General features: G+C 66.3%; 12 protein-coding genes and 1 pseudogene. 6 read left to right on the top strand and 7 right to left on the bottom strand.

Features of this window, described 5'->3' with window-relative positions; all coding sequences use genetic code 11:
* Window positions 1–440: 440 nt before the first annotated feature.
* The 7 genes and pseudogenes from BV907_RS19160 to BV907_RS14310 form a co-directional block, all read right to left on the bottom strand.
* The gene (locus tag BV907_RS19160) at window positions 441–1,064 is read right to left on the bottom strand and encodes a restriction system modified-DNA reader domain-containing protein (protein ID WP_217697937.1); all 624 of its coding nucleotides are present in this window, start codon (window positions 1,062–1,064) and stop codon (window positions 441–443) included.
* 91 nt (window positions 1,065–1,155) lie between these two features.
* Window positions 1,156–2,010, bottom strand: a complete 855-nt coding sequence (locus BV907_RS19155) for a hypothetical protein (protein WP_217697936.1) — start codon at window positions 2,008–2,010, stop codon at window positions 1,156–1,158.
* Complete coding sequence (locus BV907_RS19365; RefSeq protein WP_245827989.1) at window positions 2,010–2,291, bottom strand: hypothetical protein; 282 nt, start codon at window positions 2,289–2,291, stop codon at window positions 2,010–2,012. Before BV907_RS19365 ends, BV907_RS19155 begins: the two co-directional genes overlap by 1 nt.
* Before the next feature lie 106 nt (window positions 2,292–2,397).
* A pseudogene (locus tag BV907_RS19810) lies at window positions 2,398–2,586 on the bottom strand (GmrSD restriction endonuclease domain-containing protein); the annotation flags it as partial.
* 63 nt (window positions 2,587–2,649) lie between these two features.
* On the bottom strand, window positions 2,650–5,928 hold the full coding sequence (locus BV907_RS14320) for a UvrD-helicase domain-containing protein (RefSeq protein WP_077490412.1): 3,279 nt from the start codon (window positions 5,926–5,928) through the stop codon (window positions 2,650–2,652).
* A complete protein-coding gene (locus BV907_RS14315) occupies window positions 5,925–8,594 on the bottom strand; it encodes a RecB family exonuclease (protein WP_175637473.1) in 2,670 nt (889 codons plus the stop codon). The genes BV907_RS14320 and BV907_RS14315 overlap by 4 nt, the downstream gene beginning before the upstream one ends.
* Window positions 8,595–8,673: 79 nt before the next feature.
* On the bottom strand, window positions 8,674–8,958 hold the full coding sequence (locus BV907_RS14310) for a hypothetical protein (protein ID WP_077490410.1): 285 nt from the start codon (window positions 8,956–8,958) through the stop codon (window positions 8,674–8,676).
* Window positions 8,959–9,132: 174 nt separating this feature from the next.
* Between BV907_RS14310 and BV907_RS14305 the strand changes: the two genes are divergently transcribed.
* From BV907_RS14305 to BV907_RS14280, 6 genes are all read left to right on the top strand, one after another.
* Window positions 9,133–10,611 (top strand): DUF3375 domain-containing protein, encoded by a 1,479-nt coding sequence (locus BV907_RS14305; RefSeq protein ID WP_077490409.1) that lies wholly within the window; start codon window positions 9,133–9,135, stop codon window positions 10,609–10,611.
* Window positions 10,608–11,312: a DUF4194 domain-containing protein gene (locus BV907_RS14300; protein WP_245827988.1), complete on the top strand. Its 705-nt coding sequence runs from the start codon at window positions 10,608–10,610 to the stop codon at window positions 11,310–11,312. Before BV907_RS14305 ends, BV907_RS14300 begins: the two co-directional genes overlap by 4 nt.
* Entirely contained in the window at window positions 11,309–14,695 is a 3,387-nt protein-coding gene (locus tag BV907_RS14295) for an ATP-binding protein (RefSeq protein WP_077490408.1), read from the top strand. Before BV907_RS14300 ends, BV907_RS14295 begins: the two co-directional genes overlap by 4 nt.
* An 11-nt stretch (window positions 14,696–14,706) precedes the next feature.
* The gene (locus BV907_RS14290; protein ID WP_175637472.1) at window positions 14,707–15,837 is read left to right on the top strand and encodes a Wadjet anti-phage system protein JetD domain-containing protein; all 1,131 of its coding nucleotides are present in this window, start codon (window positions 14,707–14,709) and stop codon (window positions 15,835–15,837) included.
* Window positions 15,838–16,104: 267 nt separating this feature from the next.
* On the top strand, window positions 16,105–18,927 hold the full coding sequence (locus BV907_RS14285; protein ID WP_217697934.1) for an ATP-dependent helicase: 2,823 nt from the start codon (window positions 16,105–16,107) through the stop codon (window positions 18,925–18,927).
* A 209-nt stretch (window positions 18,928–19,136) separates the two neighbouring features.
* A complete protein-coding gene (locus BV907_RS14280) occupies window positions 19,137–21,521 on the top strand; it encodes a HelD family protein (protein ID WP_175637471.1) in 2,385 nt (794 codons plus the stop codon).

Below are 21,521 nucleotides of genomic sequence, written 5' to 3'. Positions count from 1 at the left end.
ATGCTGTCCCGATACCTCCCGCTTGAGTTCGACGGCCTTGGCGGGACAGGATGCCTCAGGTGGCCTCGTCCCTGCTCACGGTTTGCGAACGCTTTGCGCGTCGAGCTTGGAGTCTGAGCGGACTCATGCCGGGGCGCTCCACCGTTCAGCCCCTCAGGGTGTGGCAACGCCCCCACTTGGTCATGAGGCGGTGGTAGAACGCGGTGAGCTGGGGGCAAGGGGTCCGGGCGAGGGAGCAGACCCGTAGAGGGCCAGGCGAGGGCGCAGGGTTCCTTCAGCGCGGAGGTCTGATCTGACGAGTGGAGCCGAGAAGACCGATTCGACGGGGGTGGTGCTGGCGTCGTTGGCGGCCTTCTTCGTGCTGTCGGAGGCGCTGCCGTCGCCGCAGTGGGCCTGCACGGTCCACCGAGGGGCCGACGTGTGGTCGCAAGGGGTGGTGTTTAGCCGACGGGCACCCCGCCGACATCGTCGGCAACATTGTCCAAGCGGAACTGTTCACGGAGACGATCGAGGCGCCGTTCCCCGGCAGGAGTATCCGCGACCCAGAAAGTCCACCCGTTTTCGGCTCGGCTGCCAGCCGCGGCCACAGCTGCAGCAGATGGAGTCGGGTAGGGGATACCCTCGACAACAATGCTTCCGCTCTCATCGATCTCTCCAAGGGCATCGATTCCCCCACGGGCAGGCGTTAGCACCGTGCCGATTGGGAGCAAACCGCTTTCCACGAGCTGTCTAACGCTCACCGGACTCGGAGTTTCCGAATCTTCAGGAGCAGTGGTTGCTGCCAGCGATAGCGGCTCCTGGGTGGTTGGGTAGACGGCGGAGTAGGAGGGGTCCGAAAGTCTCTGGAAGGCCTCCCGAACGACCGAAGCCATGAGCTTGCGGCGGAGTGTCAGAAAGTCGGTGAACTCCATGTCCGTCCATTCGGCAGGCAGTGCATGCAATTCAAGCTGCCTTTCCAGCCGCTCAGCGGTTAAGTACTTCTTGGACTCGAGTTGGGCTTTCCAGTATATGCGAGGTGCAGCATCAGAGATGGCGATGTTATCGTTCCACTCAACGAGCGTCATATTAGCAATCTGGTTGATCTGGCGGCTATCTTTGACCCCGAGAACGTCGCGAAGGTAGGCGCGGGGAAAAAGGTGGTGTCGCTCAATGCCTTTAGTGCTGATCACTGCTGGGTCTAGGCGCTCTCGGACCTTGCCAGTTGACAGTAGAGCATCCGCGTCCAAAATATTGAGAGCTGCGAAATAGGCGAAGAGAGCAGGACTTCGCGACGCCGCGGTAGCAAGTTCGTTGGGCAGTGTGATCGTCCAAAAATCTCCGGTCAGTGTGTCGTTGATGATTCGGTTGGGCGGCCTTGAAGCCGATCTCGGCGGCGAGTTCGTCGATGCGCCCAAAGTCCCTCTCTGCCTGCGTCTCAAAGGATCCGGAGTATCGTGACGTCAAGCGGGCCATGAAGAACCATCTGGCGATCACCTCCCGCAGCTGGTCCACTGGAACGCCGTGTCTTACTCGGCCGCGAAGCCAGAGAGCGTAGCTGAATAGCACGACATTTTGGCTGGAGATCATCTTTGCGCTCCGGTACCCCGAACGTTCCAAGGCTCTCAGGTACTCGTGCCAGTGTGTGAGTTTCAGCACCTCCGCTTGGGCGCTCTGCAATGCCTGGAACTGCTGGTCTCGTCGTTCAAGACTGGTGTGCCCGGTCTCCAGATCCTTCCCTCGCAGTATCGAGTACGCGTGCCGCAGGACCGCACGATCAAAGGTCAACGCGATAACGACGCGGAGCAGCTGATCAGGCGACGGGGAGATATACCAGTTGAATGACGACGCCGTCGAGATTGAAGGAGCCTTAGCGGCTCGGGAGAACGCCTCGAGTTGCTTGCGCCCTTCATCCCAGAATACGCTCATGAGGGTGAGGATAAAGTCGGCCTGATTAAGCTTTACGCCCTCAGAGTTTATGCGCACGAAGACTTCTGCGACTTGCTCCTCATCTACTGCAGCATCGAGCTCCACTACGTTGAAGAGAAATTCTGCAGATCCCTGACCCGGTCGAGGGCGTCCTCCCATGCGTTTCTCTGGACTGGCTCAAGGGGGCCGCGGGCGGCCTCATAATCTGCAAAGAACTGAGAGCTGGTCCTACGGAAGTCGCTCCAGAGCTGCGTGACGTCTTTTAGGAACTCCGGATTCTTCTCTGTCGTGGCATCTGAAACTGAGAAATGAGCGTCGCGTGGCCGGAAGGCGAGCTTCACTCGTGACTCCGAGTAATCCTCGCGAACAACCTTTTCTCCGGTCATCACAGAGTATAGGGAGGTCATGCGTTGCTGCCCATCGACGATGAGCCATCGCGCCACGCGGGCATCTTTGCCTGTAACGCCGATTTGCCGCGCGCCGACCTCCGCGCCCCGTCTCCCAGAAGAGCAAGTAGCCTACTGGGAAGCCCTGGTACATTGAGTCGAAAAGGTCCCGCACCTTCGCGTTCGACCAGACGAACGGTCGCTGCAGCTCTGGGAGGGCAATGTCACCTCGTTGGATATTGTCAACCAGATGTCGCAGTGTAAACGATGTGGATCGGAAGACTGTCTTGGACATTCGATCAATCTCCTTCGGAGCGGTTAAGCCCGTCTGCACATTCAGGTACATCGATTTTCATATTCAGAGTAGATGAGGCATGACGACCTCGAACACCCGCCCCAGCGCCGGCAGGTGTATCAACATCCGCACGACAGGCCTGTCGGTCGCAGCCTCGACGGCCCGCCGGTAGGCCTCCATCTGGCCGAGGTACTTGGCACGGATGTGCCCCTCCGGGTCTTTCCCCGGGTAGGTCTTGTGGTCCACGAGCACGAACCCGTCCGGGCCCTCGAGGAGCAGGTCGATCCAGCCCTCCATCGTCTGGCCCTCGGGCCGCCAGCCGATGGCGGCCTCCCGGTGCCGGGTCCAGCCCGGGAACTCGTCGTCGAGCCAGGCCTCGAAGCGCTCCCCGGCGGCGGTGAGCAGCCCGGCGTCGACCGTCTGCCCCACGCCCCACCGCCCGATGAGCCGCTCTGCCAGTCGGGACCGCCCCGGAGCGTCGAGAAGGCCGAACTCCGTGCCCAGATACGCGTGCACGGCGCTGCCCACGGCGCCCCAGTCCTCCGAGCCGTGGGTAGCGAGGGGACTACCGAGCGTGGCGATGGCGCGGATGTCGGCAGAAGCCAGTCCGTCCGCCCCGTCCGCGGCGCTGGCCTTCAGCCGCGCCGGCTTCCCCCCGACGACGGCCCCAGCGAAGGGCGGGTCGACGAACCTCGGCTCCCACACGCCGTCGTCCGCCGTCGCCTCGAGCGGCTCGAGCTCCGCGACGAACGCCGGCAGCGAGTCCTCCCGGCCCACGACCACCTCGCCGCGGCCCGCCTTCCACGCCACGAGACCCTCCACGCCGAGGTCATTGAGGAGGCCCGGAGAGCCGGTCTTCGACGTCAGGACGGTGGTCTCCGCGGCCCGCGTCATGCCCACGTACATGAGCCGGGCCTGGTTCCGCTGCTCGCGCTCGAGGAACCGCGCCGCCGCCTCGCTCGCCTGCGCCCGCGTGTCCAGCGGCGACCCGCCGAACGGGAACGGGCTCGGCCACAGCCGGATCCACCGCCCCGCTAGCGGATCCGCGAGGTCTAGCTCCCGCGTCTGCTCCACCCCCGTGCCGAACGGGCGCGCCTTCGTCTCCTTGTCCAGGCTCTCCATGACCACCACGGGCCACTCGAGGCCCTTCGCCTTGTGGTACGTGAGCACGTTCACCACGTCCGGCCCGGCGTTCTCCGCCGACTCGTGCTCGTCCGAGGCGAAGAAACCCAGGAATCCACGGAGCGTCGCCGGGAACCGCAGGGCCCGGCAGCGCTCGAAGTACAGCTGGACCGCGCCGCGGAACGCGTCCAGATTCCGCAGCCTCCGCTCCGGCGCCGACCACACGGCGATGAGCCCCGGCAGCCCGAGCACCCCGCTCACCGCCTCGAGCACCTCCGTCGGCGTCGCCGCCACAGCCTGCTCCCTCAGCGCATCCAGGGCCGCGACGAGCGGGGCGCTGCGCCAGGCCTCGTGCACGAGCCGCGGCCCAGCCACTATGGCACCGTCCGAGTCCTTCTCCGCATCGGGGTTCACGACTGCGGCCAGCAGCTCCCGCTGCCAGATCCCGTGCGAGGGGTGGCCGGGATGCAGGGCCACGAGCTCGGCGAGCGCGACCGTGTCCAGACGGTCTGCGACATAGGCCATCCCGGCCCGCACGAGCTGCACCTCCCGGACCGAGCCGAGGGCGCGGGGGTCCAGGCTCGCGCGCACACCGAGGCCGTCGAGGGCCGCCGAGAGGGCCCGGACCTCGGCGTTGGTCCTGGCCAGCACGGCCACGTCGCACCGGCGCAGGTCCGGCCGCCGGGCGAGGAGCTCCTTCACGCCGGCAGCCGTCGCGCGGAGCCGGTCCTCGGACTTGCTCTGGGGCCGGGTCCAGGCCTCGATGCCCCCACGGTCCTCGCCATACTCGGCGGCCTTGGCGGCGGGCAGATCCAGATGTACGGACTCTCGGGTCATGCGGTGCCCGGCGGCGCCGTTCGTGAAGACCCGCTCGAACACGGCATTGGAGAGGTCCACCGGCGCCTGCCGCGACCGCCACGTCTCCGACAGCTGTTCGCGCCGCTCCGCCGGCACCGCAGCCATGACGGCCTCCATGAGCTCCGGGTCGGTACCGCGGAACTCGTAGATGGCCTGCTTCGGATCGCCCACCCAAACGGCCTGTTCGACGAGCGAGCTCAGCTCGAGGAAGAGTGCCAGCTGGAGCGGGCTCGTGTCCTGAAACTCGTCCACGACGAGGAACCGGATGCGGCCCGCGAAGGCTGTGCGGAACGCGGCATTGCCCCGGGCCAGGTCGAGGACCTTGGCCTCCTGGTCCACGAAGTCCATGAGGGCGTTGTCCCGCTTGAACCCCTCGTACGCGTCGAGGCAGTCCGCCGCGCAGGCGAACACCCCGCGGATGTACGCTTCCACGTCCCGATGAAAGGCGGGGTTGGAGAGCAGCTCTCCATGGATCCGCTCGCGGAGTTCCCAGAAGATCTTCTTGAGGGGAGCTGGAGGCTTCGAGCCGACGAATCCGCGCCACACCTCCCAAGGGGTCGTCCCGATCTCCTGGGCTTTGGCAATCTTCACCAGCGTCTTGGGGTAATCCACCTCGAACGCTTTGGTGCTCAGGTTGGCTTTGGTGCCGTCACTGTGTTTGCCGCGCTCCACGGTCAGCTCCAACTCGGCCGCGCCAGCCCGCAGCTCGCGCAGCCACTCCTCGCGGCAGTCAGGGCCCGGTTCGTCGAGCAGCTCCTCCCGGTACCCGGCCCACGAGTCGTCGGCGCAGCGGCGCACCGCCTCGGCGTCGAGGAGGTTCGTGCGGGCGTACGTCACGACGCGCTGAACGGTCGCATCCCACGGCTCCACGCCGTACTCGCCCGTCTGGTCCGGGTGGGTGCCCATGCGCCACGCGAGCGGCGCCATCGTCTCGGCGCATGCGGCACGCACCTCGTCCGTGGCGAGGGCGAACATCGCATCCAGCTGGTCCTCGCCGATCACCTCGAGCGCGGGGGAGAGCCCCGCATCGATCGCGTACTCCGCGAGCAGCTGCCCGCACACGCTGTTCACCGTTCCGATGAGGCTCGCCCCGAGCTCCTGGGACGCGGACGACGCCCAGGCCGATTCGAGCAGCCGCGCCGCGATGCGCTCCCGCAGCTCCCCGGCCGCCTTCGTGGTGAACGTGGTGGCCATGATTTGGTCCGGGCGCACGCCCTCCGCGATCTGGCCCACGATCTTCTCGGTGAGGGTGTAGGTCTTCCCCGTTCCAGCGCTCGCCGAGACCATCGTGACGTTGGCCAGGAGGTCTCGGTCCAGGACGCCCGCGCCCCCGCGCCCGGTCTGGGGCTGGTGGATGCTCATGAGTAGTCCCCCTTCAGGCCGCACAGGGCACCGAACCGGCAGAACCGGCACCCCGGCTCCACGTACAGCCGGCCTACGGCCGTCTCGATCTCCTCGAACGTCGCGGGCCCGTCCCCGCCCTGTTCCTCGAGCGCATCTGCGTACGGCTTCGCCGCCGTGACGCGGCCGGCGAGGACCTGCGCCACGATGTGCTCGGCGGAGCGCACGGCCCGCTGCCAGAGCTCATCGGGTCCCCATGCCCGCGGGGTGCGCGGGCCGAAGTGGGGATGGGCGGAGGAGAAGTCGTGCTGCTTGAGCAGGTAGTAGGCGGTCGGATGATCGGCGGGGGCCTCTCCCTCGCCGATCGCCCACTGGTACAGGGCCAGCTGCAGGGCGGTGCCCTTGCGCACCTTCTCGCGCAGGTGCCCACCGCCGGACGACCATTTGAGATCCACCACCACGGTGTGACCCTCGGAATCGATCCCCACGGCGTCCGCGCTGCCGGACACCGGGATGGCCAGGACGCCGTCCTGGGTGACGAGCTGGAGCTCCCTCAGGATCGGCTTCTCCATCTCCTGCAGCGCCACCCCGCCGCTCTGCAGGCGGCTGAAGAAGACGCGCGCGGCCTCGGTGATCGCCGCGACGACCGTGAGCCGGCGCGCCTTCTGTCCGGGCAGGAGCAGCTCGGACGCGGCCGCGGGCAGGAGCCCGTCGATCGCGGCACTGATCTCCGCGTCCGTGGGCACGGCCCGGTGTTCGGCGCGCAGGCCCTCGTGGAGTCGCTCGATCACCCGGTGGGCGAACGTGCCGATCATCCGCGAACCCTCCGGGATGTCCGCCGCGTCCGGCACCGTGAGCCGGCCCTTGCGCTCGAGCGCCCAGCGGAGCGAGCAGCCCAGCAGCACCTCGAGCTGGGAGAAGGAGAGCCGCTCCGGCGCCAGCGCGGGGTTCGCGCCGACCTCGAGTGCCGGCTCCGGGGGTACCGGCAGTACGGCCGCGGCCCGGGTGAGCCGCGTCTCCCGCCCGGCGAGCCGCCACATGCCGTATTTATTGAGGGACGACGGCGCGCGGGTCGCCTGCGCGATCCGCTCGGCCAGCGTCGTGCTCACCCCGTCAGGGTGGTCATGCGCCGCGACGAGGGCCTCGAGGAGCGGGTTCGCGTCCACGCGCTCGCCATTGCGTTGGGCGGTCTGGACCACGATGAGCCGCTTGCATCGCCCGGCTGCGGCGAGGGTCTCCCGCACGGATAGTGCCGTGAGTTCCTTCGGGGTTGGCAGGTGCACCCCCACCTTGGCGAGGGAATCGGCATCGTGCGCGTCCCAGCGGCGGGCCGAAGGGGTCGAGGCAGAGGGGAAGCCCCACCAGAGGGCATCCTCGACGTCCTCGCCGAGTTCCACGAGGTGGTTGAGCCGCAGCCATGGGGCCGCCTCCGCCGGGAGGACGGGCTCGGAATGCGGGGTCAGGACCGAGGCGATGATGCGGCGCAGGTCCCGGCGTGACACGTGGGGGAGTGGGGCCAGGAGTTCGAGCACCCGCTTGAGCTGGGCCAGGGTGGGCTGGAGCCGTTCCGTGACCGCAGCCCTGGCCGAGAGGGTGCTGGCTAGCCAGGCGGTAGCCTCGATGAGCTGGGTGCCGGACGGGCGCTCCTCCTCCTTCAGGAGGCGGGTGCGGAAAGTGCGGTCCAGCGCGTCGGCAGGGCCGGGGCCGAGCGACGGGTCGCTGCTGATCGCGGCGATGGCTTCCGCCCAGGCGGCACCGTGGACTCCGGGCTCCTGCGCGAGCGCGTGCAGGAGGTGCCGGCCCGCCGCGCGGCGGACGGGGGAGTCGGGGAGGGTGAGGAACTCGGCGAGCAGGTGCACGTTGGCCGGGGCCCAGACAAGCTCGAAGAACAGAGGGATGAGCTGGTCTTGAGCCCGCCACGGCGACCTGTCTCCGACGCCGAGGCGTGGCTGGCCGTGGAGGGTGAGGTACTGGTCGAGGACCGACGTCGGCTCTGAGCACACGACCGCCGTCCGATTGTTAGTCCCCGCGGCGAGCCAGCGGGCGGCGTGCTCGGCGGCCTCCCACTCGGTCCCGGCCGTGAGGACCGTGATCTCGGGGGACTGGGCAGGCCGGGGTGTCTCGCTCACACGGACCCCGCGGGCGCGGAGGGCCCCAATGATCCGCCGCCAGATCTCCGGGAACGTGGCCTCGGGATGCTGGAGGACCAGTTCGTCGATGCCGAGCGGCAGGGGAGACGAGCCGAGCTCGGCAAGGAGCTCGACGACGTCGTCCGCGAGCGACGGTGCGAGCTCGCCGGGAGCGCGCTCGGCGGCGGCGAGCGTGCGCAGCAGAGGCGACGGGCCGGCGTCGTCCGTCCCCTGCACGGGCTCGCGGAGCGAGCCGTCCCAGCCATTGGCGACGGCGTCGTCGCGAGCGGCGAGGAGCTCTTGGGCGGTGGACCACGGGTCGGCCTGGAGGGAGCCGTGGAACCATGCGTCGGGCGTGTCGAGGCGCTCGAGCCGGCGCAGGTACTGGCTCACGCGCCCGGCGTTCGGCGTGTCCGGCCGCGTCAGCCCGAGCCGGGTCTGGAGCAGCCCAATGAAGTTCTTCCGGCCGACCCGGACCCGGTTGAGCCCTGGCCGCGAATAGGCCCACGGCGCGCGGTCGAGGAACCACCCGAACTCGACAATCATCGTCTCCCCCATGCACGAATTAGAAGGCTGTTGTACCACGCCGTCCGGGCGGGGCGGCAGGGCCGTCCGCCCCCGGCGTTCTTGGCCGGTGTCAGGCATGGTGCCCGCCCGTCCGGCCTTGTATCCTCGTCCGCTCCCGCTCCATCCGCCCGAGCTTCTCGAGGACCGGCTGGAGCTCAACGTCGTAGAGGTCCGATATCGCCTCGATCCGGTGCCCGGCCGCGTGCCTGAGCAGGAGGCGGGCCTCCTCCAGGGAAGCGGGCTGCAAGCGGCGCACGGCGTTGAGGACCTTCTCGGTCTGGGCCGCGTTGAGGTGCTGGCGCACAGGCCGCCAGCCGTTGTGCCCCGTGTCGAAAACCTCGTAGCCGTCGGACATCGTGACCCTCCTCGATCCCAGAGGAGCGGCGTTGCTCCTGAGGGTGAGTGTGCGGGAGGGGCCCGACAGTTTTCGCGACACTCGTTTTGACATCGTTCGTGAAGGGTTTCTGTTGGCGTTCTGGCCGGACTTGTCGCAAGTTGTTGTCAGGCGGGGGCCCGCTACGCTGGATCGGTGAGTGTACTGCGTGCCGCGCTCGAGGCCACCCGACTCCAGGAGTCGGACACAGCCTGGGCCATGCTCCGCGGGCGGAACGCACCCGTCGCGATTGCGATCCTCGACAAGCAGCTCGGCGGTGAATCCCGCCGCGTCGCCGCCCCCGTCCTGTTCGAACGGATCGGGGATGACCTGGAAGAACTCCGCTCCCACGGCTTTGACCTGCCCCAGACAGCCCAGCAGTACTGCGCCGAATGGCGCTCGGCGGGGATCCTCATCCGCCGCGCGGCCGAGGACGTCCGCGAGGAGACGCTCGAGCTTTCCCAAGGAGCGCTCACTGCGATCCGGTTCGCGGCCCAACTGTCCGCACCTTCCGCTTCCGTCACCGAATCGCGCCTCGCGACAGTCATTGAGCGACTGCGCACCCTCGCGCGCGACACGGACCCAGACATCAGCTCGCGCCTCCGCGCGCTTCAGGACGAGCGGGCCCGGTTAGACGCACAGATCGAGCGCGTGGCAGCAGGCGACGTGGACGTTCTGGCTCCAGAGCATGCCGCCGAGCGACTGCGTGACATCCTCGCACTTGTCGACGAGGTGCCTGCTGACTTCGCACGGGTCCGCTCCGAACTCGAGGGGCTCAACCGCGACCTCCGGGAGAGGCTCACCGAGCAGGAGGGCAGCCGCGGTGCGGTCCTGGATGACATCTTCCTCGGGGTGGACCTTCTCGCCTCCTCCGACGCAGGCCGCAGCTTCGCAGGCTTCTACGCCCTCCTGCTCGACCCCGAGCGCGGCATTGAGTTCGAGGAGAGCGTCCAGGACGTGCTGGGTCGGGACTTTATGGACACTGTCACGGGCCAGCAGGCGAAGAGCCTGCGCCGCATCCTCCCGACCCTCCAAGACCGCAGCTCCGAGATCCACGGCGTCATGACGGCGTTCAGTCGCAGCTTGCGCCGCTTCGTGCAGTCGCAGGAGTTTCTCGAGGACCGTGTCATCAATCGCGAGCTCCGCTCGGCCGTCCGGCTCGCGCTCGATACGTCGGACACAGTCAAGCCCTATGCCAAGACGGCCCTCACGCTCAACCTCTCGAGCGTTCCCCTTGACTCCGTTTCCTCGCTGAGCCTGCACAACCCCGGCGACTTCGCGGCGCCAGACCACGTTGTCGCGCACGCTGCGGAGCCCGTCGATATCGAGCAGCTCCGCGAGCTCGCCCGGGCTTCCGACATCGATATGGAGGAGCTGCGCGAGAGCGTTAATACGGCCCTGGTCGAGCTCAGCGCCGCCACGATCTCGGACGTCCTCGCGCTGCGGCCCGCCACGCAGGGGGTGGCCAGCGTCGTGGGTCTGCTCGTCCTCGCGGAGGAGCACGCACGGCCGCTCGAGGGGCGCGAGGAGGTCATCTGGGAATCTTCGCGCGGGACGGCACGGCGGGGCAGCGTGGGACGCTACCTCTTCACGGACCCGATCGGCGCACGCCAAGGCAGGAGACCCGCCTCATGACAGAGATGACGCCGGAGACTGCGGATGCATTGAGCCCCGCTACGACGACGGACACCGATGGCGAGCCGGCCTCTGCGCAGCTCTGGGACGGCGACGCGGGCCAGCTCCGGGACCGGTCGCGCCGGGCTCTCGTCCAGCTGGTCAAGGGACCGTATCTCTCCTCTGCCCGGCACGCGAACCTCTGGTCGGCGCTCCTGGCGGACGAGGCCCCGATCCGCTCTCGTCTGGCCGACATGTACCTGGACCTCGTGCTGGACCTCGAGGCGGAAGTGGCGTTCGTACGGAACGTTGCTGCCGTCGAACGCCCCGACGTGCCCAAGGTGCTGCGCACTGCCCCGCTCACGTTCCTCGACACCGCGCTACTCCTTCATCTGCGCCAGCAGCTCCTGCATGACGCTGGCGGGTCGAAGACGATCGTGGGCCACGACGAGGTCGCCGACCAGCTCAAGGTCTATCAGGGGCGTGACAAGGCGGATCCTGCCGGATTCGCCAAGCGGATCGACGCTTCATGGAACAAGATGGTTCGCTACGGCCTCCTCGCGTCCACGAGCACGGAGGGCCGCTTCGAGGTCTCGCCCGTCCTAAGGCTTGTTTTTGGCGCGGAGGAGATCCGTGCCGTCCAAGAGGAGTACCGCCGGCTCGTCGGCGCAGACGAAGTGGAGCCGCTGGACGGCACGGACGACGGCGAGGAGGACGCATGAGCGAGATCCGGCCCGGGCAGTGGCGGCTCGCGCGCCTCGAAGTGCTCAACTGGGGCACCTTCGGCGGGCATCACACCGTGGACATCGCCAGGCGGGGGTTCCTACTCACGGGGCACTCGGGCTCGGGCAAGTCCTCGCTCGTCGATGCCGCCGCCGCTGTCCAGACGCCGCGCGGGAAGCTGAGGTTCAACGCCGCGGCGCAGGACACGAGCACGCGCGGCGAGGATCGCTCGCTCGTGACGTACGTGCGCGGCGCGTGGCGGCGCAGCGCGGACGAGGACACGGGCGAGGTCGCGAGCGACTACCTGCGCAAGGACGCGACGTTCAGCGGGGTCCTACTCAAGTACAGCGACGGTCGTGAAGGAGCAGGGGGCAAGACGGCATCCAAGCCGGTACTGCTCGTCAAGCTCTACCACCTCAAGCGTGGGGCCAACACGCCCGCGGACGTCTCGGAGCTGAGCCTCATGCTCAACGAGGATACGGTGCTCACGGCCTTCGTCCCGTACCTCACCAAGGGGATCGACAAGCGCAAGATCAGCGCCGCGTGGCCCGACGCATTCGTCACGGACAACCACACGCGCTTCGCCGAACGGTTCTCGCGTGCCCTCGGGATCCGCGGCGACAACGCACTCATGCTCCTGCACAGGACCCAGTCGGCCAAATCCCTCGGCACGCTCGACGACCTATTCCGCATGTTCATGCTCGACCGGCCCAGGACGTTCGATCTGGCCGAGACCGCCGTGGAACAGTTCGCGGAGCTGTCAGAGGCGCACCGCTCCGTGGTCGAGGCGCGCGAACAGGTCGAGGCCCTCGGCCGCCTGCGCGGGCCAGCCACTCGGTTCGAAGGCGGCAGTGCCCGAGCGGATGCGGCCGACCAGCTCTTCGGGGCGCTCAGCCCGTTCACAGACGCGTGGAAGCTCGACCTCGCGCGGAAGGCGCACGCGGAGGCGGCTTCCGCCGTCGAACGGGCCGAGCACAAGGCGAAGACTGCAGCTGCGGCGACGGCGGAGCGGGCCTCCGAGCACCAGTCCGCCCTCGCACACGTCGAGCATCGCGGCGGCGCGGCCCTGGCCCAGCAGCGCGCGCTGATCGACATCGCGGCGGAGCGCGAGCGTATCGTCCGCGGGGCCCGTGCGGCGCTCGAGCAGCGGCTAGCGACGGCGTCGGTCGCGTGCCCGACGTCGTTCGACGAGTTCGCGGAGTTGCGCGGGGCAGCCGAGCGGGAGCGCACCGAATCAGACGCCGCCGAAGCCGCGGGCAAGGACGCCCGGCTCGCTCTGTTCGACGGTCTTTCCGCCGCGAAGCGGAAGGTTGCCGAGATCGAGGCCGAGGTCGCATCCCTCCGAAGGCGCCGGTCGAACATCGACGACCGGCTGGTCCGGGCGCGCGAGCTCGTCGCGGACGCTACAGGGCTCCCCCCGGCCGCCTTCCCGTTCGCGGCCGAGCTGCTCCAGGTGCGGCCCGAGCACGCGGAATGGACGGGCGCGATCGAGCGGGTACTGCGGCCCCTGGCAACCGTCATGCTCGTGCCGGAGGCGCACATCGCGAAGGTCCGTGCGGCCGTCGACGCCCGCCACCTCGGCACACGGCTCGTGTTCGAGGCGGTCCAGCCCCGCCCCGAGCCGGCCCGGAGCCCGCGCTCGGAGCGCTCTCTCGTCCACTGCGTCGAAGTCAAGCACGGGCCCATGGAGAACTGGCTGCTCTCGGTCCTGACCCGCCAGTACGACTACGAGTGCGTCGATTCTCCCGCCGAGCTCGCGGCCCCCGACGCGGCCGTGACCCGTGCCGGCCAGGTCAAGCGCTCCCGCACGCGGCACGAGAAGGACGACAGTGCCGCCGTCGACGACCGCTCCCGCTGGATCCTGGGCTTCGACAACCACGACAAGATAGAGCATCTCCTCGCGCTCCGAGGCCCCGCCGTTTCGGCGGTCGCCGAGGCGAAGAAGACTCTCGACGCGGCTGAGGATCGGCGTGACGCGCGACGCCGACGGGTCGACGCACTCGAGGCCCTCGCCTCAGTCGAATGGGACAACATCGACGTCGACGCGGCCGCTCGATTGACAGGCGAGCGGCAGGACACCCTCGACGAGCTCCTCGGCGCTAGCCACGACCTCCGCGTGGCCGAAGCCGCCGCCCGCGAGGCCTTGGACCGATTCGAGGCCGCCAAGGACGCGGAGCGCCGTGCCAACGACGAAGCGTCCGACCAGCGGGCTCGCCGGTCGCAGATCGCCGACGAGATCCGCAAGCTCGAGGACAGGGCTGACCAAGAGCATCCCGTCCCCGGCGACCTCGCGGCCGAGCTCGAGCGGCGCTTCCTCAGCCACCGGCGCAGCATCACATTCGACACTGTCAGCGATGTCGCCCTCGCCGTCTCGCGCGCCCTCGCGACCGAGGGGAAGGAGTCCCGCGAGGGAGCCGAGTCGGCGCGCCGCGAGTTCGAGAAGTCCGCCGGGGACGTGTGCCGCCGGTGGCCCGCCCTCACAGCGGAGCTCCGGCCCGACGTCGCCGACCGCGGCGGGTTCCTCGCGGTCCTCGAGCGGCTCCAGGTGGACCGGCTCCCCGACTTCGAGAACCGCTTCTTCGAGCTCCTGCAGACCCAGTCCCAGCAGAACGTCGCGCAGCTCTCCCAGCAGATCCGCGGCGCGATCCGCGAGGTGCACGAGCGTATCGACCCAGTCAACCGCTCGCTGCGTCGTTCCGAGTTCGACGCCGGCAAATATCTCAAGATCCGAGTCCGCGAGGCCCGCGGCGAGCTCGCGAAGCAGTTTCTCGCGGACCTGCAGACCATCAGCACGGGCTCGTGGGGCCTTGAGGACCGTGCTGACGCCGAGCAGCGCTTCAATGTCATGCGTGCGCTCATGTCCAAGCTCGGCTCTAGCGAGTCTGCGGACGTGAACTGGCGCAGCCATGTGCTCGATACGCGCCTGCACGTGCGCTTCATCGCAGCCGAGGTCGACGCCCAAAACCGCGAGCTGGCGGTTCACGACACAGGCGCGGGGCTTTCCGGTGGGCAGAGGCAGAAGCTCGTGACATTCTGCCTCGCAGCGGCGCTGCGCTACCAGCTCGCGGGCGACGATGAGGACATCCCCTCGTACGGGACAGTGATCATGGATGAGGCCTTCGACAAGGCAGACTCGAACTTCACGCGCATGGCAATGGACGTGTTCCACGAGTTCGGCTTCCACATGGTGCTCGCGACCCCGCTCAAGCTCCTGCAGACACTCGAGGACTACATCGGCGGGATCGCGGCCGTGCGCTGCATCGACTCCCGGGACTCGCGCGTGGGGCTCGTGACGATCGAGGAGTTAGCCGACGAGGACGCCGCTGGAGCCGGGCCGCATCCCACGGCAGCGTCGACCGAGACAGCTGGTCATCTCTTCTGATGCCCGCTCCCGTGACCGTCGCCGCCGCACGTTCCGCGGCGGCGAAGAAGTACGAGAAGTACGTGGGCTCCTGGGCGGTCGAACGTCCAGACGCACCGGCACTTGCGCTGCCACTGCACCCTCCGACGGAACGGACAGCCCTCGCCGACCAGGCCAGCGCGGTCGGGTGGGTGCGATCGTGGGCGGGGCAGCACGGTGTCGAGTGGGGCGAGCGGGCGTGGGCATCGCTCGGGCGGCAGAGCGTCCCGGTGCGGCTCGTCCTCACGAGACCCGACGACGTCGCCTCCTTCGCGGGCCGCGTCCCGCACTGGCATAGGGCAAGCTCGAGGGCAAGGTCACTCATCGGGGGTGCCCACGGTGGCGACCCTGCCCGCGCGCGCGAGCTGCGAGACGCCGTCGTGCGTTCCATACGAGCGATCACCGACCTCGACGATGCGGACTTCGGCAGACTCGCGGACACCCTCGCATGGCTCTCCGAGCATCCCGAATCCGGACTCTACATACGCCAGCTGCCGATCCGGGGCGTGGACACGAAGTGGGTGGGCAGGCACGAGCCACTCGTGGCGAGATTGCACCGCGCTGCAACAGGCCGGGAGGATCTCGGGCTGGCGCCCAAACCGGATCTCATCCGAATGCGTTTCCTCGACCCGGCTCTCGCCCCGGGTGGTCTCTGCGATGTGGCCGCGCCACTCTCGGAGGCGGCGGGCCTCGCGATCCGCCCGCGGACCGTGTTCGTCTTTGAGAACCTCGAGTCAGTCCTTGCGATGCCCCCATGGCACGATGCCATCGTGGTGCACGGCTCGGGCTACGCTGTGGAGCGGATCAGCAGGCTGCCGTGGGTCGAGACCGCGCGACTCGTGTACTGGGGCGATCTGGACACCCACGGCTTCGCAATCCTCAACCGCCTCCGGGCTCAGGCACTCCTACCCCATACGGTTCTCATGGACCTCGCCACGCTCGATGCGTTCACAGATCTCTGGGTCCCCGAGCCAACGCCCGCGATGGGCGCCCTCACGCACCTGGATCCGGATGAGTTGGCCGTCGTCACGGGCCTCAGTGAACGCGGCGGCATCCGACTTGAGCAAGAACGGATACCCTGGGCCCACGCCCTCGAAGCCCTCCGCAGGTCCTCCGAAGCTTGACCGCGGCGATGGGGCCGCCGATTTCCCCCGGGAAGCAAGACCTGTCGTAGCGCGTCCCCTTTGCCTCTCAAGCTGCTTCAACGGGCCACGTCGAGATCCAAGACATCTGGCAATCTCAGGATTTCGTATGCCACGCTTGGAAAGGCATTCTCAAATTAGCGCATGCCGCAAGATTGGCCCATGAATTCCTAAAGTTTCGAGGCTGCTCGCCTTTGAGCTGCGATCCTCATTTGAGCGGCACGAATGTTGGCGCAAGGGAGGCGCCGAGTGTTCCGCAACGGGGAGGATCAATTGGGTTTCAGCTACCAGAAGTCGAAGAGCTTCGGGTCGGCCTCTGAACCTCGTGCAACCACAGACGTCCCGAAGCTTGAGGGCGACGCGGCCGAGGCTGTTGCCCATCGTGGAAGCCATCTCCAGATCATCGCCGCGGCCGGCTCTGGCAAGACGGAAGTTGTGTCACAGCGAGTAGCATCACTCCTCGTCGACGGTGAGCCGCCAGAGTCCATCGTCGCTTTCACCTTCACAGAGAAGGCTGCCGCAGAGCTCAAGGAGCGTATCCGCGACCGCGTGACGGCGGTTCAGGGAGCAGAGGCGAGCGACCGGCTTGGGCGGCTGTTTGTTGGCACGATCCACGCGTACTGTTTTCGGATGCTCCAGACGTACGTGCCGAGCTACGAGACGTACACGCCCCTAGACACAAATCAGCTCACGAACCTGCTTTACCGCGAAAGCCACCGTCTCGGCATCAAGAACCTCGCGACCCAAACACTGTTCCGGAACATCATGATGTTCCAGCGAGGCGTGGACGTCATCGAGAACGAGCTGATCGCTGTCGACTCGTTGCCTGAAGATGCCTTCAAATCGGCGGTCACCGAGTACTACGCAATGCTTGACCGCTACCAGTTCATGTCCTTCGGGACCCAAATCGTTCGTGCCGTCGAGGCGCTCGAGAACGCCGAGATCCACGCGCAGGTCACGAAACCGCTGCGGCACCTGGTGGTTGACGAGTATCAGGATGTCAATCCTGCCCAAGAGCGCTTGATCTCGCAGTTGGCAAAGCCCCGCGGCACCGCCGACGTGGTGGTCGTGGGTGACGATGACCAGGCCATCTACCAGTGGCGCGGGTCGGCGGTTGAGAACATTGTGACATTCCAAGACCGATATCCGAATGTCAAGCAATTCCGCTTGCTGACCAATCGTCGTTCCCGCCCCGGCGTCGTTGAACTCGCCAACGCATTCGCCGCAACGATCTCCGGGCGCATCGACAAGGAGATGCGGTCGATTCGCGATGCGATCGGGCCGTCCGTGGCATTCTCTCAAAACCCTGGCACGGAGCATGACGAGGCGGAGGAAATTGCGAAGAAGATCATTGAGTTCTACCGAAACGGCGTCAAGTACAGCGACATCGCCATCCTCGTGCGAGGGAAGGCGGCGTACCCGGCGATCCTTGAGGCACTCGCTGCTCACCGAATCCCCGTCCAGCCTGGTGGAAGGACCGGCCTGTTCGCCCAGCCGGAAGCGGAGGTGTTCGCAGCCACCTACTCCTGGATCGGCGGGGTCGACTGGTCGCCCAAGCAGTTCGGCCCACGCCAAACCATCACGCTGAATCGCCTTCTAGGCGACTACACGCGCATTTTCGGCCTTACGACAGCGAATCGCGAGGTACTGAATGAGTACCTGGTTGCGTGGAAGTCAAAGGCGCTAGGCAGCGAGTTCAATGAGAGCCTGGTTGGAGACTTCTACGTTCTCGTCGAGCTTCTCGGCGTGAACCATTGGAATCTCACCGACGGCCTGACGCGGAACCGACTGGGCACAATCGCCCGGTTCACCAACGTCCTCGCGGATTACGAGGGCGTGAGCTGGCGGGCGCGTAAGGATCCTGACAACCCCGGTGAGCAGGTAGGCGCAAGGAGCGGCGGCGAGTGGTTTTACAAGAATTTTGCAATCCTGCTGTCGAATTTCGCGGTCGGCAGCTACGACGACTTCGCTGGCGAGGAAGATCTCTTCGAGGATGGGGTCGCGCTCGGAACAGTCCACGGCGCCAAGGGGCTTGAGTGGCCGGTAGTCTTCCTGCCCTCGCTGGTGAAGACCCGCTTCCCATCGAGTAAGAACGGAAACCGACAGGACTGGCCACCATCACTGCTGGGCCGATTCGACGTCGGACGATACGAAGGCACAGACGACGACGAACGCCGTCTCTTCTACGTCGCCCTCACTCGGGCCCGAGATGGCGTCCTGCTTTCATGCCACGCGCGGATGAAGGGAGGCAAGAACCGTAGCTCTTCGCCCTACTACGACTACGCCCGCCGAGTCTTCACGAACGATGGCCAGCCGACGTCAATTTCCGGCAAGAGTGGCGCGGCAAATTCGGAACTGGCCATCACGTACAGCGAGCTGGCCGCGTTCGACTCCTGTCCACGTAGCTACGAACTGAAGATCCAGCTGGGCTTCATGCCGACGATTCAGGCCGAACTGGGCTACGGCAACGCAGTCCACCACGCGATGCGCGTGATCGCCGAGAAGACCAAGGCCACAGGAGTACTCCCGACCGAGACGCAGATCGACCGGCTGCTCGATTCTGAATTCTTCCTGCCGTACGCCAATAAAGCGGGTCACAAGGAAATGCGTGAAAAGGCCCGCAAACTGGTCCAGCGTTATGTGACCGATCACCCGTCGGATCTCCTGCGCACCTGGGCCACCGAGCGCCCCTTCGAACTCTATCTGGAGGGTGCCGTCATCTCGGGCCGAGCGGATGTGATCTACGACGAGCACAACGGTCAAGTGGGAAGTCTGGCAATCGTCGACTACAAGACCTCAACTCGTGGACAGACTAATCCACTTCAGCTCCAGATCTACGCCGATGCCGGACGCCGCGAAGGGCTCAATGTTTCAGCAGCTTTCATCCACGACCTGGGCACAACACAACGGCAAGACGTCAACATCGATCAGCAGACCATAGTGAATGCTGAGGCGATGGTGATCGCTACAGTCGAGAGCCTCAAGCGGCGCGAGTACGTGCCGAAGCCAGAACGATCAAAGTGCCGGTCGTGTGACGTCCGGAGACTCTGCAACGCGGCAAACATCCGGTAGTTCCTGCTCGGCAGCTGGGAGACCGTTCTGTGTGCGTCGGGGTTTCGACTGGACTAGTCGAGACCCCCGAACACATGGCTTCGGTCCATTCAGCGGCTGGCGATAGGAGCTGTGGAGGTTGCTTGAGCCTCAGGACGGGCCGAAAGTTTTGTCAGACCGACGCTGTAATCTTCCGATCATCATCGGACAGCCATCTCATGGGGGGACAGTTGACAGAAAAGCCATCCGCGACGCTCGGCCGAAAGGCCGAGGTGATCCGCGCAGAGCAGGAATACTTTGACGTCGCCTACGACTTCCGGTCTGAGGCAGCGGAGTGGCTGAAGAACGGTTCTTCGGGAGGCACCGCCGTCGAGCGAAGGGCCTTCAAGGCTGCGGCAGCTAAACGTCCTGTCGTCTCTGCCGATGAACCTGTTGCCTTCGGGCGCATGACGACCTCGGACGGCGAGTCCTATTACGTCGGCAAGGTTCCGATCTTCGATCATGAGAAGAACCTCTTGGTCATGAACTGGCAGGCGCCGGCAGCATCGGCCTTCAACCAGGCCTCCCCATCTGACCCTCAAGGACTAGCGTGGAAACGGACCTTCAACGCTCCCTATAACGAAATTCGGGATTTTGACGATCTGGTCTTTCAGGAGATCGCAGAACGGCTCGAGGCCCTCCAGACATTCAGCTACGGTGCCGACGAGCTCCTGCAGGATGTCCTCAGCCGCAAGCGGACGGGCGAGATGGCAGACATCGTCTCCACCATCCAAGCGGCCCAGGACAAGCTGATTCGGCAGGACAAAGACCAATTGCTGGTCATCCAGGGCGGACCGGGGACGGGGAAGACGGCCGTAGCCCTGCATCGCGTGTCGTGGCTTCTCTTCAACCACCAAGAGTCTATGCAACCTCAAGACATCCTGATCGTCGGGCCGAATGCGACATTCGCCCGCTACATCCGGAAGGTACTCCCTGGCCTAGGCGACGAGGATGTCGTGCAGCAGTCCCTCGAGGCTGTCCTCAGGGGCGAGATCAGGGTCCGCGGTGAGGAAGGGGACGAGACCGCTGCCCTCAAAGGCTCCGCACCAATGGCGGGGCTCCTCAACCGGGCAATCCGACTCCGTCCGCGCGTCCCCAAGGACGATGTCCTGGTGCGCAGGAGGAATTCGGCCACTGCCCTTAGGCTCAGCCCTCAGGAAGCGAAACTCCTGTTTGACGGCATCAAGCCGATCCCGTATGCCGAAGGACGCCTTCACCTCCGACGGCGACTCGTGGAAGCCTGTGCTGATCGATTGGGCAATGCCCGGGGGATTGATCCGGAGAGCTTGTTGGATCCTGCCTCAGTCGAAGGAGCTGTTGAGCGCATGTGGCCGCAGCTCACGCCCGCTCAGCTGGTGCGCGAGCTCTACGGGTCGCGCGACCGGCTCACGAAGGCGAATAAGGAGTTCTCCCACGGGGAGTTGGAGCTCCTTTACCGGCCGATGGCGTCTCGCATCGCCGACGAACCGTGGACGAGGGCGGACCTTGCGGTAGTCGACCTGGCTCAGGCGCTGATGCGAGAAGTGCCCCAGAAGTACGAGCACATCGTCATCGACGAAGCGCAGGACCTCTCCTACATGGAGCTGGTTGCCTTGCGTGCCCGATCGCGCAATGGTTCCATGACCGTCGTCGGTGACATCGCGCAGTCAACCGGTCCCCACGCCCGGGACTCATGGGATCCAGTTATCCGCGCTTTGGAGCTCGGGCTCATTGCTCAAGTGGCCCCACTTGAGCACGGCTACCGCGTCCCGAAACAGGCCTTCGACCTAGCCGTCCCTGTGCTGGCGTCGGCCGCGCCGGCGGTTCAGCCGCCTCTGGTTCTCCGGGAGGTCGACCACGCACCCGTGTGGAGCCTGGTGCCAGAGGACGAATTGGGCGCGGCAGTGGCCCAAGCAGTCATCGATCGCAGTCGAGGCTATTTCGTCGGCATCATCGCTCATCCCGACCATTGGGAGGAATTGCGGACGAAGTTCCGCCACGAGGGGCTCAAATGGGCAGAATCGACCTCGGGAGAGCTCTCAGGATCCATCAATCTCGTTACTCCCGCGGACGCCAAAGGACTGGAGTTCGACGCTGTAATTGTCGTTGATCCCCAGCGAATCGTGGAGATGCCCCACGGACTCCGTCTGCTCTACATCGCCCTCACACGCACGACTACGATGCTTGACTTGGTGATCCCGGCAGGCAGAGTTCCAGGGGTCTTGCGGGACTTGCTGCCGAATGGCGATGGCGATCGCGATGCAGCAGCCGATCCATTCGTGGATCCATCAGTTGCTGCATCCGAGCACGCGGTTCCGCAGACGATTGCCCGGGTCGCCGATCCCTTCACAGTGCCAGAGCTGGGTGACCTACCCCAATCGCCGTCGAACGCTACCCCGGCGGAAGAAACGCGACTGGACGAGAGCATACCGAGCAGGAATACCTCGCACTTCGAGGGGTTGCCCCCGAATCTGCAGGCGAAGGTCGCCCTGTGGGTAGATCACTACCGCGAGGAACTGTCCGAGAGCGTAGGTGCGAAGCTCATCCCTGCTGTCGTGGAACGGCTTTATGTAGAACTCGCATCACGGCACTCGTAG

The sequence above is a fragment of the Sinomonas mesophila genome, from assembly GCF_001999765.1.
Classification (GTDB): domain Bacteria; phylum Actinomycetota; class Actinomycetes; order Actinomycetales; family Micrococcaceae; genus Sinomonas; species Sinomonas mesophila.
Note: the sequence above shows the minus strand (reverse complement) of the source record. Positions and strands in the feature narration are given on the sequence as shown.